Genomic DNA, 19,896 nt, shown 5'->3' with positions numbered 1-19,896 from the left:
TTTCGCAGAATACTGGCTTCTGCTTGTATTTCTTCGAAAAACAGAATATCTGTTTTTCCTTGACATACTAGTTGTTTTGTTCAGTTTTCAAAGAGCAATTTGTTTGTGTCGCTTTTTAAAGCAACTTTTATAGTATAACAAGATGTTCAGATGAAGTCAATAACTTTTTTGAATAAAGTTTCGAAAAGCTATTTACCAAAATCACACCTCAAAATGTCTCCCCCACAAATATGTTTTCTTCTTTGCGGTGGAAAACTATTATAGCACTTTTCAACAAAAGTAGTCAATAGCTTTTTAACACTTAAGTAAAATCGCATCTATTCCGCTTTTTTTGGCAAATGGACGCATAATTAGATTAAATAATAATAATAGTATATAAGATAACTGAATGGTAATATTCGACTAATTAAAAGAGAAGACTTTTCATTAAGTCTCCCCTTTTATGAATACTAGGCTTTTACATCGCCTTCCCATTCAAGCATTCCGCCTGCCATGTTACGAACCTTATATCCATGTTCTTTTAAATGCATTGCTGCTTGCATACTTCTTTTACCTGAACGACAAACCATAACGTAATCCTTGTCAGACTCTAATTCATTTAAAGAATCAGGAATCTGTTGTAGAGGTATATGTTTTGCTTCAGGTATCATTCCCTGCTCGACTTCCTCGTTCTCTCTTACGTCTATTACTATAAGGTCTTTTTTATCAGTACGTAATTCGTCATGTAATTCATTAGGTTTAATTTCATTAATATCCATCAAAAATCGCACCTTCCTTCATTTAAGTTCATGTTTATCATACTTTTTCGTTGGATAACGTGCAACTTTCCGGCACACACTATAAAGTGAAACTTAATCAGCGGGGGTTTCGCTCTTCCCCCACGGATTTTTAGTTGAACGAATCGGGGTGTTAGCTTCTGTTTACTCTTTTCTCTTCATGTTTTGAAGTGGGAGTCTTACGGACGGTTGCTCCGGGATAAAAAAGGTTCTATATAGGAAGGAAAATATGACATGAGAAAAACGTTAGCCATTTTATTAGGAGCATTCTTAACCATGTTTGGATTTTCTCAAGTAATTGCCAAGGAAGCAGACGGTGTTTTAATTGAAACGGTTGAAGGAGACTTAACAGGTGATGGAGTCAACGAAACAGTAAACGTTAAAGGAATTTTATTTTCTCCTGACGCATCATATTATAGAGAAATTTGGTCAGAGATTATCGGGCCTAATAAAGAAGAATGGAAAATTAGTTACCAAGGTGGCTATGAGCCTACAGTAAAACTAATCGATTTAAATCATGATGGTGTTAAGGATATTTTTTACCAAAGTGCAACTGGTGGAAGTGGCGGGCTATATAATTACCAGCTTAACACATTAGCAAATGGTGAATTGACTGAAATCCCTTTGCCTGAACAACTTTATTTACAAGGTTCTTTTAAAGATGATTTTATTGTATCAATTGAATTAACCCAAGGTAGTGATCCAATTTTAATGGATGTGTCTGATCGATCAGAAGATTATATAAGGCTAGGTTTGTACGACGAAAATGGAAAACTTCTAAAACCCCAATCGGTCATGATTGACCCTATCGCATTTTTCGAACCTGTGTTAATAAGTGATAGTAAAGGGTATGGTTTAAAAAGTTTTCAGCAAATTAGTGGGGCCTATCACGCTGATGGTTTAGGTACAGTTGAGTCCCTATGGTATTTTGAAGACGGAAAGTGGATATTGCTACAGACTGAATGGTTGCCATCAAATTAAAAAATGCGCTCCTTCTAGTAGAAGGGGCGCATTTTAATTTCAGTACTAATTTGCAACGATATTAACAAGCTTTCCTGGTACGACAATTACTTTTCTAATTGTTTTCCCTTCAAGCAACTCTTGAATTTTCTCCTCTTGAAGTGCTTTCTCTTCCAAGTCTTCTTTAGAAATGTCTTTAGCGACAGTTAACTTAGCGCGGACTTTCCCCATGATTTGAACTACTACTTCTACTTCATCTTCCACAAGTTTGGATTCATCGTATTTCGGCCACTGCTCATAACTTACAGTATTTTTATGGCCTAAGCATTCCCAAAGCTCTTCGGCAATATGTGGTGCAACAGGTGAAAGCATTTTAACAAAGCCTTCCATATATTCTTTTGGCAATTGTTCCGCTTTGTATGCTTCATTAATAAACACCATTAATTGGGAAATCCCTGTATTAAAATGAAGGTTGTTGAAATCAGACGTTACTTTTTTAACTGTTTCGTGATACACCTTCTCAAGTGAACCATCATTTTCTTCTGTTATATTGGCAGAAAGGTTTCCGTTTCCATCTGTAAACAATCTCCAAATCCTATCAAGAAACTTTCTTGCCCCGTCTAAACCATTAGTAGACCATGCTACCGCAGCATCTAGTGGTCCCATGAACATTTCATACAGGCGCAACGTATCCGCACCATGGGAGAAAATAATGTCATCAGGATTTACTACGTTTCCTTTAGACTTACTCATCTTCTCATTTCCTTCTCCAAGGATCATACCTTGGTTAAACAATTTCATAAACGGTTCTTTTGTCGGAACTACACCAATATCGTATAGGAACTTATGCCAGAAACGTGCGTACAGAAGGTGAAGTACGGCATGTTCTGCGCCACCAATATAAATATCGATTGGTAGCCATTTCTTTAGAGCCTCTGGGTCAGCTAGTTGTTCAGTGTTCTCTGGATCGATAAAACGAAGGAAATACCAGCAGCTCCCAGCCCATTGTGGCATTGTGCTTGTTTCCCTGCGGCCTTTCATGCCCGTTTCTGGATCTACTACATTCACCCAGTCTTCGCTATTAGCAAGTGGAGATTCTCCTGTACCAGATGGCTCAATCTTCGACATCTTTGGCAGTTCAAGTGGAAGTTCTTCTTCCGGAACAGTTGTCATGCTCCCATCTTCCCAATGAATAACAGGAATTGGTTCTCCCCAGTAACGCTGTCTGGCGAACAACCAGTCACGCAAACGGTAGGTTACCTTTTTCTCTCCTTTTCCGTTCTCTGCTAGCCATTCAATTGATTTAGTAATAGCTTCATCTTTCGTCATTCCATTTAGAAAGTCAGAGTTTACATGTTCCCCGTCTCCTGTGTATGCTTCTTTCGCTACATCTCCGCCTGCTACAACTTCACGAATAGGCAGGTCGAATTTTACAGCAAATTCGTAGTCACGTTCATCATGCGCCGGAACAGCCATAATCGCGCCAGAACCATAAGACATTAGAACATAGTCAGCAACCCAAATTGGCATTTTCTCGTTATTAACTGGATTAATCGCATAGGCTCCAGTGAAGATCCCACTTTTCTCTTTGGCAAGATCAGTTCTTTCCAAATCAGATTTTGTTTGCACCTTATTCAGGTATGCTTCTACCTCTTCTTTTTGTTCAGCAGTCATAATTTCCTTAACAAGGTGATGCTCAGGAGCTAGAACTGCATAGGTTGCACCAAAAAGCGTATCTGGACGCGTTGTGAATACAGTAAACTCTTTATCATGTCCATCGATTGAAAATTGGACTTCGGCCCCTTCTGAACGACCAATCCAATTACGTTGCATATCTTTAATACTCTCTGGCCAATCGACATCTTCCAAGTCCTCAAGAAGGCGATCCGCATAAGCAGTAATTTTCAGCATCCATTGTTTCATCGGTTTTCGTACAACGGGATGTCCGCCCCGCTCACTTTTACCATCAATAACTTCTTCGTTTGCCAAAACCGTACCTAATGCAGGGCACCAGTTCACAGCCACTTCATCCATATAAGCAAGCCCTTTTTCATAAAGCTTGGTGAAAATCCATTGCGTCCATTTATAGTAGCTTGGTTGCATCGTGGAAATTTCTCTATCCCAATCATAAGAAAAACCTAGCTCCTCAATTTGTCGTTTAAAGGTAGCAATGTTTTTTTCGGTAAAAGCTGCCGGACTGTTACCTGTATCGATTGCATATTGTTCTGCAGGTAACCCAAATGCATCCCATCCCATTGGGTGCATAACTTCAAACCCTTGCATCCGTTTCATTCTAGATATAATATCAGTCGCCGTATATCCTTCCGGGTGACCAACATGCAAACCAGAACCTGAAGGATATGGGAACATATCCAAGGCATAGAACTTTTCTTTCTCGGAATACGTATCTGCTTTAAATGTTTTATTTTGTTTCCAATGATGTTGCCATTTCTTCTCCACTTCTCTGTGGTTAAAACTCATCATTTTTCCTCCTTTTTAAAAACGTCTAATCGATCGTCATTTACGAACATGAGCCAATAAAAAAAGCCACTCATCCCTTGAAAAGGGACGAGAAGCTTTGCTCCCGCGGTACCACCCAAATTAACGCAAATAGTGCGTTCACTTGTATTCCTTAACGCGGATATACGGCAGAAACTACATGTCGTTCATTTCTGCAACTTCAAGGTGAGTTCATACCCTTTTTACAACAGTTTTCACCAGCCACTGTCTCTCTATGGTAAAAAGTAATATTACTATTCCTTTGCATTGTCGTTACGTTATGTATATCGAATTTTAAATAATCCCTGTCGCTTTGTCAAGGTAATAGGTAAGATTTTTTGTTAAACTGGACATATGCAATGTGAAAGGAGTACGTCCATGCTAATGAACATTTTAAATTATGCCCATTATCTTTTAGAGAGTTCTATTGAAAAAGGGGAAAAGGTCATTGATGCAACTTGCGGTAATGGCCATGACACTTTATTTTTAAGTAGGGTTGTTGGAAACACGGGTCATGTGCTTGCATTTGACATTCAACAACAAGCAATTGAACACACAAGGAAAGTGCTTGATGAAAACCACTATACCAATGTTTCATTGATACATGATAGTCATGCAAATGTTTCGACACACCTAAAAAATGATAACATTGAGCGGGTTGGTGGGGCGATATTCAATCTTGGCTACTTACCTCAAAGTGATAAAAGTATTATTACAAGTGGGGATTCAACTGTGGCGGCAATTGATCAGATTCTATCTGTATTGAAACCAAATGGCTTGATTGTGCTCGTCGTCTACCATGGCCACGAGGGCGGTAAGGACGAGATGCAAACAGTCTTAAAATATTCTATGAGACTTCCGCAACGGGCTTATAACGTTTTACAATATGGTTTCATAAACCAACAAAATGATCCACCATTTATTATTGCGATTCAGAAAAGGTAGAGTGCGATAGAATACATAAATATTATATATTCTTTAGTAAAAAGAAACAGACTGGATGAATTGATATCTATCCGGTCTGTTTTTTCACATCTTCTTAATCTTTTAACTTAATATTAAAATTTCTGCAATCTACTCCCCTTCTTCACTTTCTATTCATCTTATAATACATTTTTGTAAACCAGTAAAATAAACGGGCATTCATTCCACTCGCTTTTAACAGGTTTTTCTTCATTTCCGTATCGCTTAAAAGATGCTTAACCTTCGGATCTGCGAGATACAAACCAACTAAACCTTGTCTTACCATCTGATGAAATGAAGCGTCCGGTAACTTTTGTACATGCTTATCCGATTCCTGGATAAAATGCATAAATCGCTGTTTCATTATTTCCTCGTTCGGATAGTAAAAACAGAAATTTAAATCTTCTTCCTCTAAATCTTCCTTTTGATCAATATAATAATCGAGTAATATATGGAGCCCTTGCATATACGGAAAATAACCGTGAAAAATTTCTTTTGTATGGCGCTCTTCCAACTTATTTCCCAATGCATAGCTAATTAAGCAGAAAATGGCCAATGTAGAGCCTGAAGCTGCCGCAAATTCATACCAAGTTAGATCATTGTTCGTGTTCGTTTCATTGAACCATTTCTTTAGTCGCGGGACTCTTTCTGAAAGCGATACATGTTTATGGACCTGCAAATCTGAATAAAGTGAAACTAGACGATTGAGTAATGGTTGAATTTCATCTTGTTTCAATAGGCTTAATTGCTCTTGGCACGTTTTTATTAAGTCATTTAAATAACCGTTATCGTCTTGATCCACTCGTAGTGCATAATAATTTTTTGTTTCTAGAGCCGGATTTAATGCACAGTACATCGCTTCATGAAGTAACCGAAAATCTTTCGGGTCTAGTGATGTACTCCGGTCACAAAGATTATCTAAATAATCACTTATGGTTTGGTAGGCTACGATGAACTTGATCGCTTCTTTCCCTTTATCACCCGCAAGCAGTGCGTATACTGATCCTCCTTGACAATGGAATTTCTTCGATTCAATACTTGCCAATGCCTGTGTCCGCAATTCTTTACTCGGGATCGTTTCAGCTTTGGACTTCCACTTAGCCAACTCTTTATCAACCTCTGGAAAAATTTCTAATTTTAAAGACTTTAGTAAAGAGATAGATTTTGTTGGTATATCGTTTTGCATTCGTTTGCCTTCCTTCAATCAGTTTAAATTAGTAATTTTTGCTATACTATCTATATCACCACAATAAGAAGGAGGATTCAAATGATTCATCACTATAAAGAGAAACATCCTTTCATTCATGAGACGGCTTTTGTCGCAAAAGATGCTACGATCATTGGCGATGTTGAAATAGGAGAATCATGCAGCATTTGGTTTAAAACGATTATTCGTGGAGATGTTGCACCTACTCGAATAGGGAAGCGTGTAAACATCCAAGACTTATCTATGCTTCACCAAAGTCCAAATATGCCACTAATCATTGAAGATGATGTAACCGTTGGCCATCAGGTTACATTACATTCCGCTATCATTAGAGAAAAAGCTTTGGTCGGAATGGGTTCTATCATTTTAGATGGAGCAGAGGTTGGTGAAGGTGCTTTTATTGGAGCCGGAAGCCTTGTACCACCGGGTAAGAAAATCCCGCCCAATACATTAGCACTTGGCAGACCAGCCAAAGTAGTCCGTGACTTAACAAACGAAGATCATGAAGAAATGAAACGAATTCGCACCTCCTATGTAGAGAAAGGCCATTATTACAAAACAGAAACCAACCTATAAAGGAATAATTAAGTAAAAAGAAGTTGGAAGATAAGAAAATTAAACAAGAAAATACCGGACACTCAAACGAAGTAATGTATTAAAAGTTCGAATACTTCTAGATAGTACCTAATCTTTATGTATCCTAACCCCCCTTTAGCGAAGGAAAATGCGTAGACTCCAGTGGGAACAGCACGAGTCCGAAGGCCCCACAAGAAGCGATCTTTGCTTCTGAGGAGACTGAGGCCGTGCCCGCGGAAAGCGTAGTATTTTACGTAGCGGTAATGAAGCATTCTTTTTCCTTATTTTATTGTTCGCATTTTAAAGGGGCTGGGACGTTATGTCCCAGCCCTTACCCACTAATCTTAGTATGTTTTATTTACTTCTCCACCAATGCTTTTAATTCCACAACTTTATCTGTTTTTTCCCAAGGGAATGAGATGTCTGTTCTACCAAAATGACCATAGGCAGCTGTACTTTTAAAGATTGGTTTTTGTAGATCAAGCATACGAATAATGCCAGCTGGACGTAAATCAAACAGTTTGCGAATGGCTTGCACTAACTCTTCTTCAGATACTTTGCCTGTTCCAAACGTGTTCACCGCGATCGATACAGGTTCAGCTACCCCAATAGCGTATGCTAACTGCACTTCACAACTTTTGGCAAGTTCTGCAGCCACAATATTCTTCGCAACATAACGTGCAGCATAAGCAGCAGAACGATCCACTTTCGTAGAGTCCTTCCCACTAAACGCCCCACCACCATGACGAGCATACCCGCCATAAGTGTCTACAATAATCTTACGACCAGTTAAACCAGCATCTCCTTGAGGCCCTCCTATAACAAAGCGCCCTGTCGGATTAATAAAGTATTTCGTTGTTTCATCTAAAAGATTTTCTGGGACAACTGGTCGAATAACATGTTCAATTAAATCTTTTTCAATTTGCTCTGTCGTGATGTCTTGATGGTGTTGTGTAGAAATAACGATGGTATCTACTTTAACCGGTTGATCCTGTTCATCATATTCAATTGTTACTTGTGTTTTTCCATCTGGGCGTAAGTAATCTAGAACGTTCTCTTTTCTTACATCAGCCAAACGCTTCGCCAATTTGTGTGCCAATGAAATCGGTAGAGGCATAAGCTCCTCAGTCTCATCACAGGCAAAACCAAACATTAAACCTTGGTCCCCTGCTCCGATAGAAGCAATCTCTTCATCACTCATTTTTCCTTGGCGTGACTCAAGGGCTTCGTCTACACCACCGGCAATATCAGCAGATTGTTCATCAATTGCTGTTAATACAGCACAAGTATCTGCATCAAAACCATACTTGGCACGTGTGTACCCAATTTCTTTAATTGTTTTTCTTACAATTGCTGGAATATCCACATACGTGCTTGTAGAGATTTCCCCTGATACGAGTACAAGACCTGTGGTAACGGTTGTCTCACAAGCAACACGTGCGTAAGGGTCTTTCTTTAAAATTTCATCTAGAATTGCATCCGAAATCTGATCAGATATTTTATCGGGATGCCCTTCTGTTACGGATTCTGAAGTAAATAAACGACGATTAGCAGCCATAGTGCTAAATCCTCCTTTGGGTTTCTGTTACGGATCTCTAATTATAAAGTTTTGCTTTTTCATTACAAAGGTTTTATTAAATAAAAAAAGCCCTTCCTTCAGTAATGAGGAAAGGAGTACCAGCCTTTCGCTCTTATTGTTCAAGGAAATACCTTGCACCAGGTTAGCACCTTTTCACCGATGTGATGGTTGCTGGGTTTCATCGGGGCTGTCCCTCCACCTACTCTGAATAAGAGAGTATCCGCTCGAAATTTAGCTTATCGAATGAGAACTGACATGTCAACTATTTTCGGTTCGTAACAAGGTTTACGAAAATTTCATATGCTTAGAATATATATTTAGTATGGACTATTAAGTTAAATGTGTTATACTAATAATCAAATTAACGCAACATAACATCACATTTAAATCAAAGGTAGGTGCTTGTGAAGTGAAAATGGTAGAAAATATTCCTTGTACTGATTTAGAACAACATTCTTGTATCCAGGAAAATGCCTCAGTTCCTCGGCTTATTGATAGAATCCTAGCAAAATCGGAAGCCGTATTGACCTCAAATGGTGCAGTTCTAGCTACCACAGGTAAATATACGGGACGCTCTCCTAAAGACAAATTTATTGTTCGTGATGCTGTCAGTGAAGAAAAAGTTGATTGGGGTCCTGTCAACCAACCAATTGACGAAGAGGTTTTTGAAAAATTGTATAACAAAACAATGTCCTACTTAAAAAATCAAGATGAGATATACAGATTTAAAGGATTTGCTGGTGCTGATGAAACGTCTCGTCTACCGATTCAAGTTGTGTCTGAATATGCATGGCATAGTTTGTTTGCCAGACAGTTATTTATTGCGCCAACTAAGGATGAGCTTACAAGACATAAAGCAGAGTTCACAGTTCTTTCAGCTCCTGGGTGTAAAGCAGACCCTGTTACGGACGGAACGAATTCAGAAACATTTATTATTGTCTCCTTCAAAAAAAGAGTTATCCTAATTGGTGGTACAGAATATGCAGGAGAAATTAAAAAGTCCATCTTTTCCGTGATGAATTATTTATTGCCAGAAAGAAACATTATGTCTATGCATTGCTCAGCAAACGTTGGCGATGAAGGTGACGTTGCTTTATTCTTTGGTTTGTCAGGAACGGGTAAAACAACGTTATCAGCTGACCCTTATAGAAAGTTAATTGGGGACGATGAACATGGTTGGAGTGACAAAGGAATCTTTAATATAGAGGGGGGCTGTTATGCGAAATGCGTAGATCTCTCTAAAGAAAAAGAACCTCAGATATACGATGCGATCCGATTTGGCTCTGTCTTGGAAAATGTCATTCTTGATGAAAACGACAACCCAGACTATAGTAATACGTTTTTAACGGAGAATACGCGAGCCGCCTATCCAATAGAACATATGGATAATACCATGGTTCCAAGTGTGGCTGGACATCCGAATACCATTATCTTTTTGACGGCGGATGCTTCTGGAACACTTCCTCCAATTAGTAAATTATCAAATGAACAAGCAATGTATCACTTCTTAAGTGGTTACACAAGCAAGCTTGCCGGAACCGAACGTGGCGTAACAGAGCCTCAAGCAACTTTTTCAGCTTGCTTTGGTTCACCATTTCTGCCTCTCTCTCCTTCCGTTTATGCTGAAATGTTAGGTAAAAAAATTGAAGAGCATTCGGTAAATGTATTTTTAATTAATACTGGTTGGACTGGTGGCACTTATGGAAAGGGTGGGGAACGTATTAAACTTTCCTACACAAGAGCTATGGTTTATGCCGCATTGCAAGGCGAGTTAAACGAGGTAGAAACAGTCCTTGATGAAATTTTCGGCCTTGAAATACCCCGACATGTACCTGGTGTTCCTGAAGATCTCTTAGTACCTGTCAACACATGGGATAACATTGCAGACTATCAGGAGCAAGCAGAAGAGCTTGCATTGAAGTTTCATAGAAATTTTGAGAAATTCACGGAAGCGAGTACTGCTATTAAACAGGCAGGACCTTTATATCGAAAGACCATATCTTAACTGACAGAAAGCGGCCTCATAAAGAGGCCTTTTTTTTATGTGCTTTATTGTTAGGCGTTCACACAATTTAGGCTAATGCATACACTGTCTTGACATAACCATATATAGAATTGAGGGGGTCTAATTAAATGAAGAAGTTAATAACGTTGATGTTTATATGCGCTTCACTTTCTTTTATATTGATCGGGTGCAACCAAGACACCACTTCATCTATAAAACTTGCTGAAGTAACACGCTCATTATTTTATGCTCCACAATATGTTGCCTTGGAAAAAGGCTTTTTTGAAGAAGAAGGATTGGATGTTGAATTACAGACTACCTGGGGTGGAGATAAAACCATGACGGCCCTTCTTTCCGACGGGGCAGATATTGCATTAGTGGGTTCAGAAACATCAATTTATGTATATGCACAGAATTCCAAGGACCCAGTTATTAATTTTGCTCAGTTAACACAAACAGATGGAACGTTTCTGGTAGCTAAAGAGCCCAAACCGGATTTTAAATGGGAAGATTTAAAGGATAGTACCTTTTTAGGACAACGAAAAGGTGGCATGCCTCAAATGGTCGGGGAATTTGTTCTGAAACAACATGGCATAGATCCGCAAAATGATTTAGATTTGCAGCAAAATATTGATTTTGCCAATATACCTGGCGCCTTTGTTTCAGGTGATGCAGAGTATGTGCAGTTATTTGAACCGACAGCAAGTACTTTTGAAAAAGAAGGAAACGGCCACATAGTTGCTTCATTCGGTGAGGAATCTGGCCACGTGCCATATACAGTCTTTATGACCAAACAAAGTTACCTTAATGAAAATGAAGAAGAGATAGAAAAGTTTACTAGAGCCGTATATAAAGCACAGCAGTGGGTTGATGAAAATAGTGCAGAAGAAATTGCAAACGTAATACAGCCTTATTTCGAGGAGACGGAGCTTGATCTGTTAACTTCCTCTATCGAGAGATATAAAGGCCAGGATTCTTTTGCAACGAACCCTATACTCGATAAAGAAGAATGGGATAACTTAAAGGCTATCATGGAAGAAGCGGAAGAACTACCAGCAGATGTCCCCTATGAGGAACTGGTTAACACATCCATTGCTGAACAAATCATGAATAAATAGGAGGGTGATCACATGTCATTTCTCACAATAGACCATGTCACCCATCATTACTTTTTAGCAAACAGCTATAAGAAAGCATTAAAGGATATTTCCCTTTCCATTAAGCAAGGAGAGTTTGTAGCATTACTTGGCCCTAGTGGTTGTGGGAAATCAACGCTTCTTTCTATTATAGCTGGAATTGTGAAACACACTTCAGGAGAAGTCTTACTCGAAAATAAGCCGATAAAGCCAACCGACAAAACCATCGGGTATATGCTACAACAGGATTACTTATTTCCTTGGAAAACTATTATGGAAAATGTGATGATCGGTCCGAAAATCCACAAAAGTAATGACCCTGCAATCCTGACTAAAGCGGAAACACTGCTAAATCAAGTAGGACTTACCGGAATTTCAGAAGCTTATCCAGAATCATTATCAGGTGGGATGCGTCAGCGGGTTGCTCTTGTAAGAACATTACTTAATAACCCCAAAATTTTGCTTCTAGATGAACCTTTTTCCGCTCTAGATTATCAGACCAAATTAAAGCTTGAAGACCTGGTTTCCACTACCTTGAAAGCTTTCAACAAAACAGCAATCTTAGTTACGCATGACATCGGGGAAGCAATTGCAATGGCAGATCGCATTTTTGTTATGGAAGCAAACCCCGGTATGATCTCAAAGGTATTTGAAGTGCCGATCGAACTACGACAGGAGGCTCCTTTTTCTGTTCGCAAACACCCTAAATACCAAGTACTGTTCGATAAAGTTTGGGAAGAACTAGAAGATAAAGAAGGAAAGACTGAAGAATGAAAGGTGGTGAGAGAAGAGAATGGCGCCTGAAACAAAAACGGATAGTCAATTATTCCAACAATACAAATACAACTTAAAAAGAGAAAAGCGAATTATTATCACCTGGCAACTTGCCCTACTAATTGCTTTTGTCGGGCTTTGGGAGATTGCCAGCAGACTCTATTGGATTGATCCACTACTCTTCAGCTCTCCTTCAGAAGTTACGCAGGTCCTTATTTCAAACATGGCGGATGGTTCTATGTTAAAACATATTCAAATAACCTTATTTGAAACCATTGCTGGGTTTATTATCGGTACTCTGGTTGGAATCATATTTGCAAGTGTTTTATGGTCTTCCTCAAGATTCTCTAAAATAATGGACCCTTATCTCGTTATCATGAATGCCATGCCCAAAGTTGCCTTGGGACCAATTTTAATTGTTGCACTTGGTACGGGTTATGTCTCCATTATCGCTATGGGAGCACTCATTTCTGTTATCATCACAACATTAGTTATTTATAATGCCTTCAATGAGGTAGATCCCAATTATGAAAAAGTATTGAGAAGCTTTGGAGCAACGCGGTGGCAGCAATTTAAAGAAGCGATTTTCCCCGCCACACTGCCTGCTATGATTTCCACGTTAAAAGTAAACGTAGGTCTTTCCTGGGTTGGTGTTATTGTAGGAGAATTCCTTGTAGCAAAGCAAGGACTAGGATATTTAATTATTTATGGATTTCAGGTTTTTGATTTCTCACTTGTTCTTTCAAGTCTCGTACTCATTGCTATCTTTGCGGCAATTATGTATAAGGTCGTGGAAAAATTAGAAGGACGGCTCATAAGAAGTAAAACCTAATACAATACTAAAAATCGCCTATTATCAGAATAGGCGATTTTATAATGTGACGTTTATACGCTCAATACAACGATATAATACATCGTCTTTCATAATAAAACTAAATGCTTTACTTTGCTTGATATTCGGAGGCATTGCATTCAATAACTTAGGCCCTTCCGTCTCATAATAATCTTTTTGAGGAAGGAGGGAATCTACTATTGCAAAATAAACATTTTTCGCAACATGCTCTCTTTTACCATAAACATAGTACTGACCTATATAGTATAAATCTTTAATCGTTCCACCAGTTTCTTCCATTACTTCTCTTTCAGCAGCCTGTTCTGCAGTTTCCCCTATTTCAACCTTACCTCCCGGGAACTCCAAGCCTCTTTCTTTGTGTTTTGTAAGCAACCACTTATCTCTATATTTGCAAATAACCCATACATGCCTAGGGTCATTCGAAAAGGGTTGGTTTAGAAAAGATAGCTTCACCTTATTATTGTAATAGTCTTTAAAAGTAAACATTGTTTCAACTACCTTCATGTACTGTCCATTATTAGTTTAAGAAATGGCTATATTTGAAATTTTCCATTGCTTATCGTAAACAAAGTCAATTTCGATTGTATATTTACCTTGCAATGGATTCTCATTTTCCTGCTTGACTCTAACAAGATTATTTTCTAATTGTACCATATCATATGGGTTTTCTGCTACAAACCAAGGTGGAGTTTCAGTAGGTAGAATATATAGGCCATCGCCCTTTTCATTAAAGTAATAGTCTATGAATGGTTCGAATACTTCTCTCTCTGCTATGGATTCAAAAGCGGTTCTTAGTTCCTCCTTTGTATCCATATTCTTTACTTTATATGTATCATCTGTATCTTGAACTAATGTGTCCATGAACTTTTGCATCAATTCCTTAACTTTTTCATCTTTTAAATTTGCCGGTTGTATAGGCTCCTCTTTCTTTTTTTGCTCAGCATTAGAACCATGATGTGACTTCGCTACTGCAGTTGCAGACTCTAATGGATGATCTAAACCAATATTTATACCAATTATAATTAATATAGCAGACACTAAAGTAACAAGGGACGTATGAACTAATTTTTTCATATAAATCCTCCTCTTAGGGGTCTGTAATACTATTCCATTTTTAGCATAGGGATAAACCTCAAAAATAAAAATAAACTACAGCATAGTTTATGCTGTAGTCATGTTTAATTGAAAAGTAAAGGTCTGTTGAGTGGGTTTACATGTGTCCGTCAGTCAGAATCCCCATTTGTTCAATATGCGCTTTTGTTTCTTCTTCTCCTAATTGATGAATCATACTATAGGCTTGTGTCATTTCATCATCGTAATAATCATTTGATTTATCATTATGATAAGGGTTAATTGGTACATGGGCACGAAAGAAGGTTTTTATCCCAGCTTCATGCATCAAATTAAACTTATCTCTTAGAATTGCAACTTCATCCTCCGTTGCGTTGATAATAAATTCCTCATTATTATTAAACTTTTCCTGCGATATTTCACCAGAACCGACGTTTACATAGAACTTTTTCTTCTCCATATCGCACCTCCTCTTTTTAATCTGTCACAAAATAAGAGGAAGCATGTATGAACTTGCCAAGAAAAGTACATTTAATAAATTATGATTTGAGAAAAGTTAAATGAGCCAGTGTAAAGGTATGCTTTTTTGTGGAGCGCATCCCAAATTTTTCCATACAAAAAAAGACCCACCTTTGCGAAGAAGACGGGTCAAAATTTTTAATTAATAGCTTCAGGCTGGTTGCCTTTAGCAAAAATACAACGGCCTTTTCCATGCGGAATACACATTGGCGTTCCAAATCTTGGATCAAATGTTACATCACACATCATTTCAAATACTTCATGTACAAGGTTACAATTTATAATTTCTTCGGGTTTCCCTTGAGCAAAGACTTTTTTATCCTTAATTGCAACAATGTGGTGAGCATAACGGCATGCTAGATTTAAATCATGCAACACCATTACTACTGTACGCCCATCTTTTTCATTAAGGTCAAATAATAAATCGAGTACATCGATTTGATGGGTCATATCCAAATAAGTGGTTGGTTCATCGAGTAATATCGTATCTGTTTCCTGGGCTAATGTCATGGCAATCCATGCACGTTGGCGCTGCCCACCAGAAAGGGAATCCACAGAACGATCTTTTAAATGATGCATATTTGTAGATTGGAGTGCGTTAAAGACCGCCTCTTCATCATCCTTGGACCATTGCTTTAAAAATCCACGATATGGATGCCTCCCCTGTTTTACCAGTTCGTTTACGGTTAAACCTTCTGGTGTCACTGGGCTTTGTGGAAGTATCGCAAGCTTTTTGGCTACATCCTTTGTGCCAACTTTAGCAATATCCTCCCCATCTAATACTACGCCACCTTCTTTTGGTTTAAGAAGCCTGGCCAATGAACGTAATAACGTGGATTTACCACAGCCATTGCCGCCAATAAAAACGGTAATTTCACCTTTAGGAATTGATAAATTTAGGTCATCTATTATAATATCCTCGCCATAGCCGAGCGTTAAATCATTTGCGGTTAATGTTTGCATTGGAATCTCTCCCTCTACACCTTACTCCGTATCGTAGATTACTTACTTTTTGTACGTTCCTGATTTTACGTATTACCTACAGTTTATTTGGTTTTTACCATTTAGTCAATGTCTTTGAGAATCATTTTCAGTTATTAGCTCAGAATTCAGACACGAAATGTCCAAAAGTGAAACATTAATTAGCGGGATGTTACTGCCAGTTATGGCGGAATAAAGTAATGTTGTAAGCGTGCGAAAATATATTTAGAGTCTAGTGATCGCTTTATCCACTCTCTTAGTCGATATGTACCCTCCAATCATCGACTGTGCAACATGCATGTCTTACAAAAAGAAGCTATATTTGATAATTAAGGCTTTTTTTTATAACCTAATATAGAGAAAACACGTAACTAGCAAATTAATTACAGGGGGCTATATCATGCCACAGGATTTAGAATTGTATGATGTTACTATTGTTGGTGGGGGACCAGTAGGTTTGTTCACCGCATTTTATAGCGGGATGAGAGAGATGAAAACCAAAGTGATTGAATACCTGCCATTCTTAGGAGGGAAAGTTCCTTATTTTTATCCTGAAAAAATGATCTATGATATCGGTGGCATTCCACGGATTTCTGGAGAAGCGTTCACAGAACAATTAATTGATCAAGCTAAAACCTTTGAGCCAGAGATCGTACTGAATGAACAAGTCATGCATATGGAAAAACAGCCAAGTGGACACTTTCTACTTAAAAGCAATAATGGGGCACGGCATTTGACTAAAACGGTTATTCTGGCAACAGGTTATGGTACCTTAAAGTCTGTAAAGCTAGATCTTCCAGAAGCAGCTGACTTTGAAGGGACAAGTTTGCATTATGCGATTAGAAAAATGTCTGATTATAAAGGGAAAAATGTGTTGATTTCTGGTGGAGGCAATTCAGCTATTGATTGGGCGAATGAGTTAGAAGGTATTGCAAATAGCGTTTCCGTTGTATATCGGAAATCGACCTTCACAGGGATAGAACGTAATATTAGTAAAATGATGAGTTCCGCAGTTAATGTATATAAGCCCTATCAAATTATTAGTTTGTCCGGAGAAAACGGCCAACTTGCCTCCGCAATCATTGCACATACGGAAAATGCAATTCAAGAGGAAGTTCCAATTGATAATGTCATTGTAAATCATGGTTTTGTAATAGATCTAGGTCCTATTTCCGAATGGGACATGAAAATGCAAGAAGGATCTATTGTAGTGGATGGCAGGATGGAAACATCGGTTCCAGGCATTTTTGCAGTAGGTGATATTTCAAATTACCCAAACAAACTTAATTTGATTGCAGGTGGCTTTCATGATGGCCCGATCGCAGTTAATAACGCTAAGCTCCATATCGCACCCAAAGAAGAACTAAAGCCCCTTTATTCTACAAACTATGAACCTTTAATAAATAAAAAGTAAAGTGAAGCGTTATCCCATGGGGTTCCCTATCTTATTCTTAAAGTAGAGGTTGTAGTGCCAGTTAAGGCAGGATAAAAGGTTCAGGAGGACAAATAAAATGGGATAGCCCTCTTCATGAAGGTATCCCATTTCATTTCTAGTTTAAAAGCTCCAGCAATTTATTCCGTTGTAATTTGTTCGAAGCATTTCGTGGTAATTCGCTCAAAAGGTAAAATTCAGCAGGGACTTTGTATGCAGCCAACTTCTGCTTTGCATAATGCTCAATCGTTTCCACCGTAATGTTTTTTTCCACTACAAGGAACGCTACAGGTTTATTCCCCCATTTTGGGTCTGGCCTTCCAGTAACACCAACTTCTTTAACCCCATCCAAACTAGCAAGAACACTTTCAATTTCAGAGGGATAAATATTTTCTCCACCAGAAATAATGAGGTCTGTTCTTCTCTCTACAACATATAAAAAACCTTCATTGTCAATATAACCAAGATCTCCTGTCGCCAGCCAGCCATGTTGTATGGCTTTACTCGTTGCCTCTTCATTTTGAAAATATCCTGCTGTAACCATTGGCCCCTTTACGAATATTTCACCAACCCCTTCAGAATCTGGTTGATTAATTTTAAGCTGTGCAGGAGAGAGCGGTTTACCCGCAGAACCAATTTTTTGCAATGCGTCCTTCTCACTTAGTGTAACAATTTGTGAAGCTGTTTCTGTCATACCAAATGATTGAAATACTGGTATCTGCTTTTCTTTGGCAGATAGTAGTATTGCTTCTGGGGCTGGTCCACCACCTAGTAGCATACATCGGAATGAATCTGGATATGTTTCCTCTCCTAGCTCCACAATAAGCTGCTGGAGCATAACGGTAACAACCGAAACAATGGTGATGCCTTTTTTCCTGATGGCCTCGTTTACCGTTTGAGAATGGAATTTTTTCAGTAGAAATACAGGCATCCCATAAACTACACTTCTAATAAGGATGGAAAAACCGCTCACATGGAATAATGGTAATGCAGCTAGCCACTTATCCTGTTTTTCCACTCCTAGGTTTAAAGCAGAACCAATTGCACTCCACCAATGATTTCCATATGAATGCAGGACACCTTTAGGAAATCCCGTAGTACCAGAGGTATACATAATTGTAAAAAGATCGTCTAACTGAATTTCCTCAGCTAAAGAGGTAGCAGTCTCACCATACTTCTCCACTTCTGTCAGTTCTACTGCTTTTTCAACCTTAAGTTCATCAGACCGATGCTGTTGGGTCGCAGATGTCAGCAAAATAGACACATTGGCATCGTTTAGCTGGTAATTTAATTCATCAACTGTTAAGCGTGTATTAAGCAAAACACCAACCGCTCCTATGTAGCTTAATGCATGAATTGAAATAATCATTTGGATACTATTTTCGGACAGAAGGCCGATATGTGAACCTTTTTCCACACCTAGTGAGACAAGTTTTTTTGCATAGGATTGACTTTTATTCTTTAACTCACTAAAGGTAATGGAGAGCCCATCTGGTAATTCTACTGCTATTTGATCGGGAGCTAGTTCTGCCTGTTTTGACAACCAGTGAGGAATTGTCGCACTCATGGATGTACCCTCCTTCATTTACGTAAGATGCTCTGAACGCACGACTACCCTTTTGATGCTCAGAGCTAGGCATTTAAGAAAACCCTTTGCTTCTTAACAGCAAAGGGTTGGGAAATTATTCTTAAGGAAAACGTGGGAACTGCTTAAAGTTCGGTTTTCTTTTTTCTTTAAATGCGTCTCTTCCTTCTTTTGCTTCATCTGTCGTATAGTATAATAACGTTGCGTCTCCGCCCATCTGTTGCAGTCCTGCTAAACCATCAGTATCTGCATTGAATGATGCTTTAAGGAATCGTAGAGCAGTCGGTGATTTTTCTAAAATCTCCTCACACCATTGAATTGTCTCTTCTTCTAGTTTATCCAGTGGGACAACTGTATTTACCATACCCATCTCATAAGCTTGCTCTGCATCATACTGACGGCATAGGTACCAAATTTCTCTTGCACGTTTGTGTCCAACCATTCTAGCCAAATATCCTGCACCATAACCAGCATCAAAGCTACCAACCTTCGGACCTGTTTGTCCAAAAATAGCATTATCCGCTGCAATAGTAAGATCACACACTACGTGTAAAACATGTCCACCACCGATAGCGTAACCAGATACCATCGCGATAACAGGCTTCGGAATTGTTCTAATTAGACGTTGCAAGTCTAATACATTTAAGCGTGGAACCTGATCATCTCCTACATAGCCACCATGGCCTCGAACAGATTGGTCACCACCTGAACAGAACGCTTTCTCTCCTTCACCTGCAAGAACGATAACTCCAATACTTGAGTCGTCTCGAGCATCTGCAAAGGCGTCGATCATTTCATTAACAGTTAAAGGAGTAAACGCATTGCGTTTTTCCGGGCGGTTAATTGTCACCTTAGCGATCCCATTATATTTTTCATACATAATTTCGTTATAATCTCTTGCTTTTTCCCATTGAACTGTCATTATTTTTCCTCCTCATTATGTATTTTTGTTGTCTACTTAATACCATATCATTTATGGC

At 38.6% G+C, this 19,896-nt stretch carries 18 protein-coding genes, 1 riboswitch and 1 other annotated feature; of the genes, 8 read left to right on the top strand and 10 right to left on the bottom strand.

Annotated features, from left to right (window positions below; translation table 11 throughout):
• Positions 1–449: 449 nt before the first annotated feature.
• Positions 450–758, bottom strand: coding sequence for a rhodanese-like domain-containing protein (locus BN985_RS09140; RefSeq protein ID WP_084157513.1), 309 nt, complete (start codon positions 756–758; stop codon positions 450–452).
• 252 nt (positions 759–1,010) lie between these two features.
• Here BN985_RS09140 and BN985_RS09135 point away from each other — a divergent pair, with 252 nt between their 5' ends.
• Positions 1,011–1,757, top strand: coding sequence for a hypothetical protein (locus BN985_RS09135; RefSeq protein ID WP_042222776.1), 747 nt, complete (start codon positions 1,011–1,013; stop codon positions 1,755–1,757).
• 45 nt (positions 1,758–1,802) lie between these two features.
• On the opposite strand, the gene leuS is transcribed toward BN985_RS09135, so the two are convergent.
• Entirely contained in the window at positions 1,803–4,217 is a 2,415-nt protein-coding gene (gene leuS / locus BN985_RS09130) for a leucine--tRNA ligase (protein WP_042222774.1), read from the bottom strand.
• Positions 4,218–4,297: 80 nt separating this feature from the next.
• Positions 4,298–4,512: a binding site (T-box leader), on the bottom strand.
• Positions 4,513–4,613: 101 nt separating this feature from the next.
• Here leuS and BN985_RS09125 point away from each other — a divergent pair.
• The gene (locus BN985_RS09125; protein WP_042222772.1) at positions 4,614–5,180 is read left to right on the top strand and encodes a tRNA (mnm(5)s(2)U34)-methyltransferase; all 567 of its coding nucleotides are present in this window, start codon (positions 4,614–4,616) and stop codon (positions 5,178–5,180) included.
• Between the two features lie 142 nt (positions 5,181–5,322).
• Here BN985_RS09125 and BN985_RS09120 read toward each other — a convergent pair whose 3' ends face one another.
• Entirely contained in the window at positions 5,323–6,384 is a 1,062-nt protein-coding gene (locus BN985_RS09120) for a tetraprenyl-beta-curcumene synthase family protein (protein ID WP_042222771.1), read from the bottom strand.
• An 81-nt stretch (positions 6,385–6,465) separates the two neighbouring features.
• On the opposite strand from BN985_RS09120, the gene BN985_RS09115 reads away from it, so the two are divergent.
• Positions 6,466–6,981, top strand: coding sequence for a gamma carbonic anhydrase (locus BN985_RS09115; RefSeq protein WP_042222770.1), 516 nt, complete (start codon positions 6,466–6,468; stop codon positions 6,979–6,981).
• Positions 6,982–7,339: 358 nt separating this feature from the next.
• Here BN985_RS09115 and metK read toward each other — a convergent pair whose 3' ends face one another.
• Positions 7,340–8,539, bottom strand: a complete 1,200-nt coding sequence (metK, locus tag BN985_RS09110; RefSeq protein ID WP_042222768.1) for a methionine adenosyltransferase — start codon at positions 8,537–8,539, stop codon at positions 7,340–7,342.
• A gap of 130 nt (positions 8,540–8,669) precedes the next feature.
• Positions 8,670–8,775: riboswitch (SAM riboswitch) on the bottom strand.
• A gap of 200 nt (positions 8,776–8,975) precedes the next feature.
• Between metK and pckA the strand changes: the two genes are divergently transcribed.
• From pckA to BN985_RS09090, 4 genes are all read left to right on the top strand, one after another.
• The gene (gene pckA / locus BN985_RS09105) at positions 8,976–10,565 is read left to right on the top strand and encodes a phosphoenolpyruvate carboxykinase (ATP) (RefSeq protein ID WP_042223077.1); all 1,590 of its coding nucleotides are present in this window, start codon (positions 8,976–8,978) and stop codon (positions 10,563–10,565) included.
• 128 nt (positions 10,566–10,693) lie between these two features.
• The gene (locus BN985_RS09100) at positions 10,694–11,683 is read left to right on the top strand and encodes an ABC transporter substrate-binding protein (protein ID WP_042222766.1); all 990 of its coding nucleotides are present in this window, start codon (positions 10,694–10,696) and stop codon (positions 11,681–11,683) included.
• A gap of 12 nt (positions 11,684–11,695) precedes the next feature.
• Positions 11,696–12,475 carry an ABC transporter ATP-binding protein gene (locus tag BN985_RS09095; RefSeq protein ID WP_042222764.1) on the top strand — a complete coding sequence of 260 codons (780 nt, stop codon included), beginning with the start codon at positions 11,696–11,698 and terminating at the stop codon, positions 12,473–12,475.
• Positions 12,476–12,494: 19 nt separating this feature from the next.
• The gene (locus BN985_RS09090; RefSeq protein WP_042222761.1) at positions 12,495–13,307 is read left to right on the top strand and encodes an ABC transporter permease; all 813 of its coding nucleotides are present in this window, start codon (positions 12,495–12,497) and stop codon (positions 13,305–13,307) included.
• A gap of 39 nt (positions 13,308–13,346) precedes the next feature.
• Here the strand turns inward: BN985_RS09090 and ytkD are convergent, their stop codons facing one another.
• The 4 genes from ytkD to BN985_RS09070 form a co-directional block, all read right to left on the bottom strand.
• Positions 13,347–13,814, bottom strand: a complete 468-nt coding sequence (gene ytkD, locus BN985_RS09085) for an RNA deprotection pyrophosphohydrolase (RefSeq protein WP_042222759.1) — start codon at positions 13,812–13,814, stop codon at positions 13,347–13,349.
• Positions 13,815–13,850: 36 nt separating this feature from the next.
• A complete protein-coding gene (locus BN985_RS09080) occupies positions 13,851–14,402 on the bottom strand; it encodes a hypothetical protein (RefSeq protein ID WP_052360650.1) in 552 nt (183 codons plus the stop codon).
• A 136-nt stretch (positions 14,403–14,538) separates the two neighbouring features.
• Positions 14,539–14,859 (bottom strand): hypothetical protein, encoded by a 321-nt coding sequence (locus tag BN985_RS09075; protein WP_042222758.1) that lies wholly within the window; start codon positions 14,857–14,859, stop codon positions 14,539–14,541.
• Between the two features lie 197 nt (positions 14,860–15,056).
• Positions 15,057–15,881: an ABC transporter ATP-binding protein gene (locus tag BN985_RS09070; protein ID WP_042222756.1), complete on the bottom strand. Its 825-nt coding sequence runs from the start codon at positions 15,879–15,881 to the stop codon at positions 15,057–15,059.
• Between the two features lie 418 nt (positions 15,882–16,299).
• Between BN985_RS09070 and BN985_RS09065 the strand changes: the two genes are divergently transcribed.
• Complete coding sequence (locus BN985_RS09065; RefSeq protein WP_042222753.1) at positions 16,300–17,313, top strand: NAD(P)/FAD-dependent oxidoreductase; 1,014 nt, start codon at positions 16,300–16,302, stop codon at positions 17,311–17,313.
• A gap of 136 nt (positions 17,314–17,449) precedes the next feature.
• Here BN985_RS09065 and BN985_RS09060 read toward each other — a convergent pair whose 3' ends face one another.
• Positions 17,450–18,898 (bottom strand): o-succinylbenzoate--CoA ligase, encoded by a 1,449-nt coding sequence (locus BN985_RS09060; protein WP_042222752.1) that lies wholly within the window; start codon positions 18,896–18,898, stop codon positions 17,450–17,452.
• A 121-nt stretch (positions 18,899–19,019) separates the two neighbouring features.
• Complete coding sequence (gene menB / locus BN985_RS09055; RefSeq protein WP_042222750.1) at positions 19,020–19,838, bottom strand: 1,4-dihydroxy-2-naphthoyl-CoA synthase; 819 nt, start codon at positions 19,836–19,838, stop codon at positions 19,020–19,022.
• Between the last annotated feature and the right edge of the window lie 58 nt (positions 19,839–19,896).

The sequence above is a fragment of the Oceanobacillus manasiensis genome, assembly GCF_000724085.1.
Classification (GTDB): Bacteria; Bacillota; Bacilli; order Bacillales; family Amphibacillaceae; genus Oceanobacillus_B; species Oceanobacillus_B manasiensis.
The sequence above is the reverse complement of the archived record's forward strand: the minus strand, read 5'-3'. Positions and strand labels throughout refer to the sequence as shown.

What these genes read in the sequence shown, in the direction of transcription:
- BN985_RS09135 (WP_042222776.1), top strand. Translation starts at nt 1,011, where the DNA reads ATGAGAAAAACGTTAGCCATTTTATTAGGAGCATTCTTAACCATGTTT.
- BN985_RS09060 (WP_042222752.1), bottom strand. Translation starts at nt 18,898, where the DNA reads ATGAGTGCGACAATTCCTCACTGGTTGTCAAAACAGGCAGAACTAGCT.
- BN985_RS09120 (WP_042222771.1), bottom strand. Translation starts at nt 6,384, where the DNA reads ATGCAAAACGATATACCAACAAAATCTATCTCTTTACTAAAGTCTTTA.
- BN985_RS09125 (WP_042222772.1), top strand. Translation starts at nt 4,614, where the DNA reads ATGCTAATGAACATTTTAAATTATGCCCATTATCTTTTAGAGAGTTCT.
- BN985_RS09095 (WP_042222764.1), top strand. Translation starts at nt 11,696, where the DNA reads ATGTCATTTCTCACAATAGACCATGTCACCCATCATTACTTTTTAGCA.
- BN985_RS09080 (WP_052360650.1), bottom strand. Translation starts at nt 14,402, where the DNA reads ATGAAAAAATTAGTTCATACGTCCCTTGTTACTTTAGTGTCTGCTATA.
- metK (WP_042222768.1), bottom strand. Translation starts at nt 8,539, where the DNA reads ATGGCTGCTAATCGTCGTTTATTTACTTCAGAATCCGTAACAGAAGGG.
- BN985_RS09090 (WP_042222761.1), top strand. Translation starts at nt 12,495, where the DNA reads ATGGCGCCTGAAACAAAAACGGATAGTCAATTATTCCAACAATACAAA.
- pckA (WP_042223077.1), top strand. Translation starts at nt 8,976, where the DNA reads ATGGTAGAAAATATTCCTTGTACTGATTTAGAACAACATTCTTGTATC.
- BN985_RS09140 (WP_084157513.1), bottom strand. Translation starts at nt 758, where the DNA reads ATGGATATTAATGAAATTAAACCTAATGAATTACATGACGAATTACGT.
- BN985_RS09075 (WP_042222758.1), bottom strand. Translation starts at nt 14,859, where the DNA reads ATGGAGAAGAAAAAGTTCTATGTAAACGTCGGTTCTGGTGAAATATCG.
- BN985_RS09100 (WP_042222766.1), top strand. Translation starts at nt 10,694, where the DNA reads ATGAAGAAGTTAATAACGTTGATGTTTATATGCGCTTCACTTTCTTTT.
- BN985_RS09070 (WP_042222756.1), bottom strand. Translation starts at nt 15,881, where the DNA reads ATGCAAACATTAACCGCAAATGATTTAACGCTCGGCTATGGCGAGGAT.
- menB (WP_042222750.1), bottom strand. Translation starts at nt 19,838, where the DNA reads ATGACAGTTCAATGGGAAAAAGCAAGAGATTATAACGAAATTATGTAT.
- BN985_RS09115 (WP_042222770.1), top strand. Translation starts at nt 6,466, where the DNA reads ATGATTCATCACTATAAAGAGAAACATCCTTTCATTCATGAGACGGCT.
- ytkD (WP_042222759.1), bottom strand. Translation starts at nt 13,814, where the DNA reads ATGTTTACTTTTAAAGACTATTACAATAATAAGGTGAAGCTATCTTTT.
- BN985_RS09065 (WP_042222753.1), top strand. Translation starts at nt 16,300, where the DNA reads ATGCCACAGGATTTAGAATTGTATGATGTTACTATTGTTGGTGGGGGA.
- leuS (WP_042222774.1), bottom strand. Translation starts at nt 4,217, where the DNA reads ATGAGTTTTAACCACAGAGAAGTGGAGAAGAAATGGCAACATCATTGG.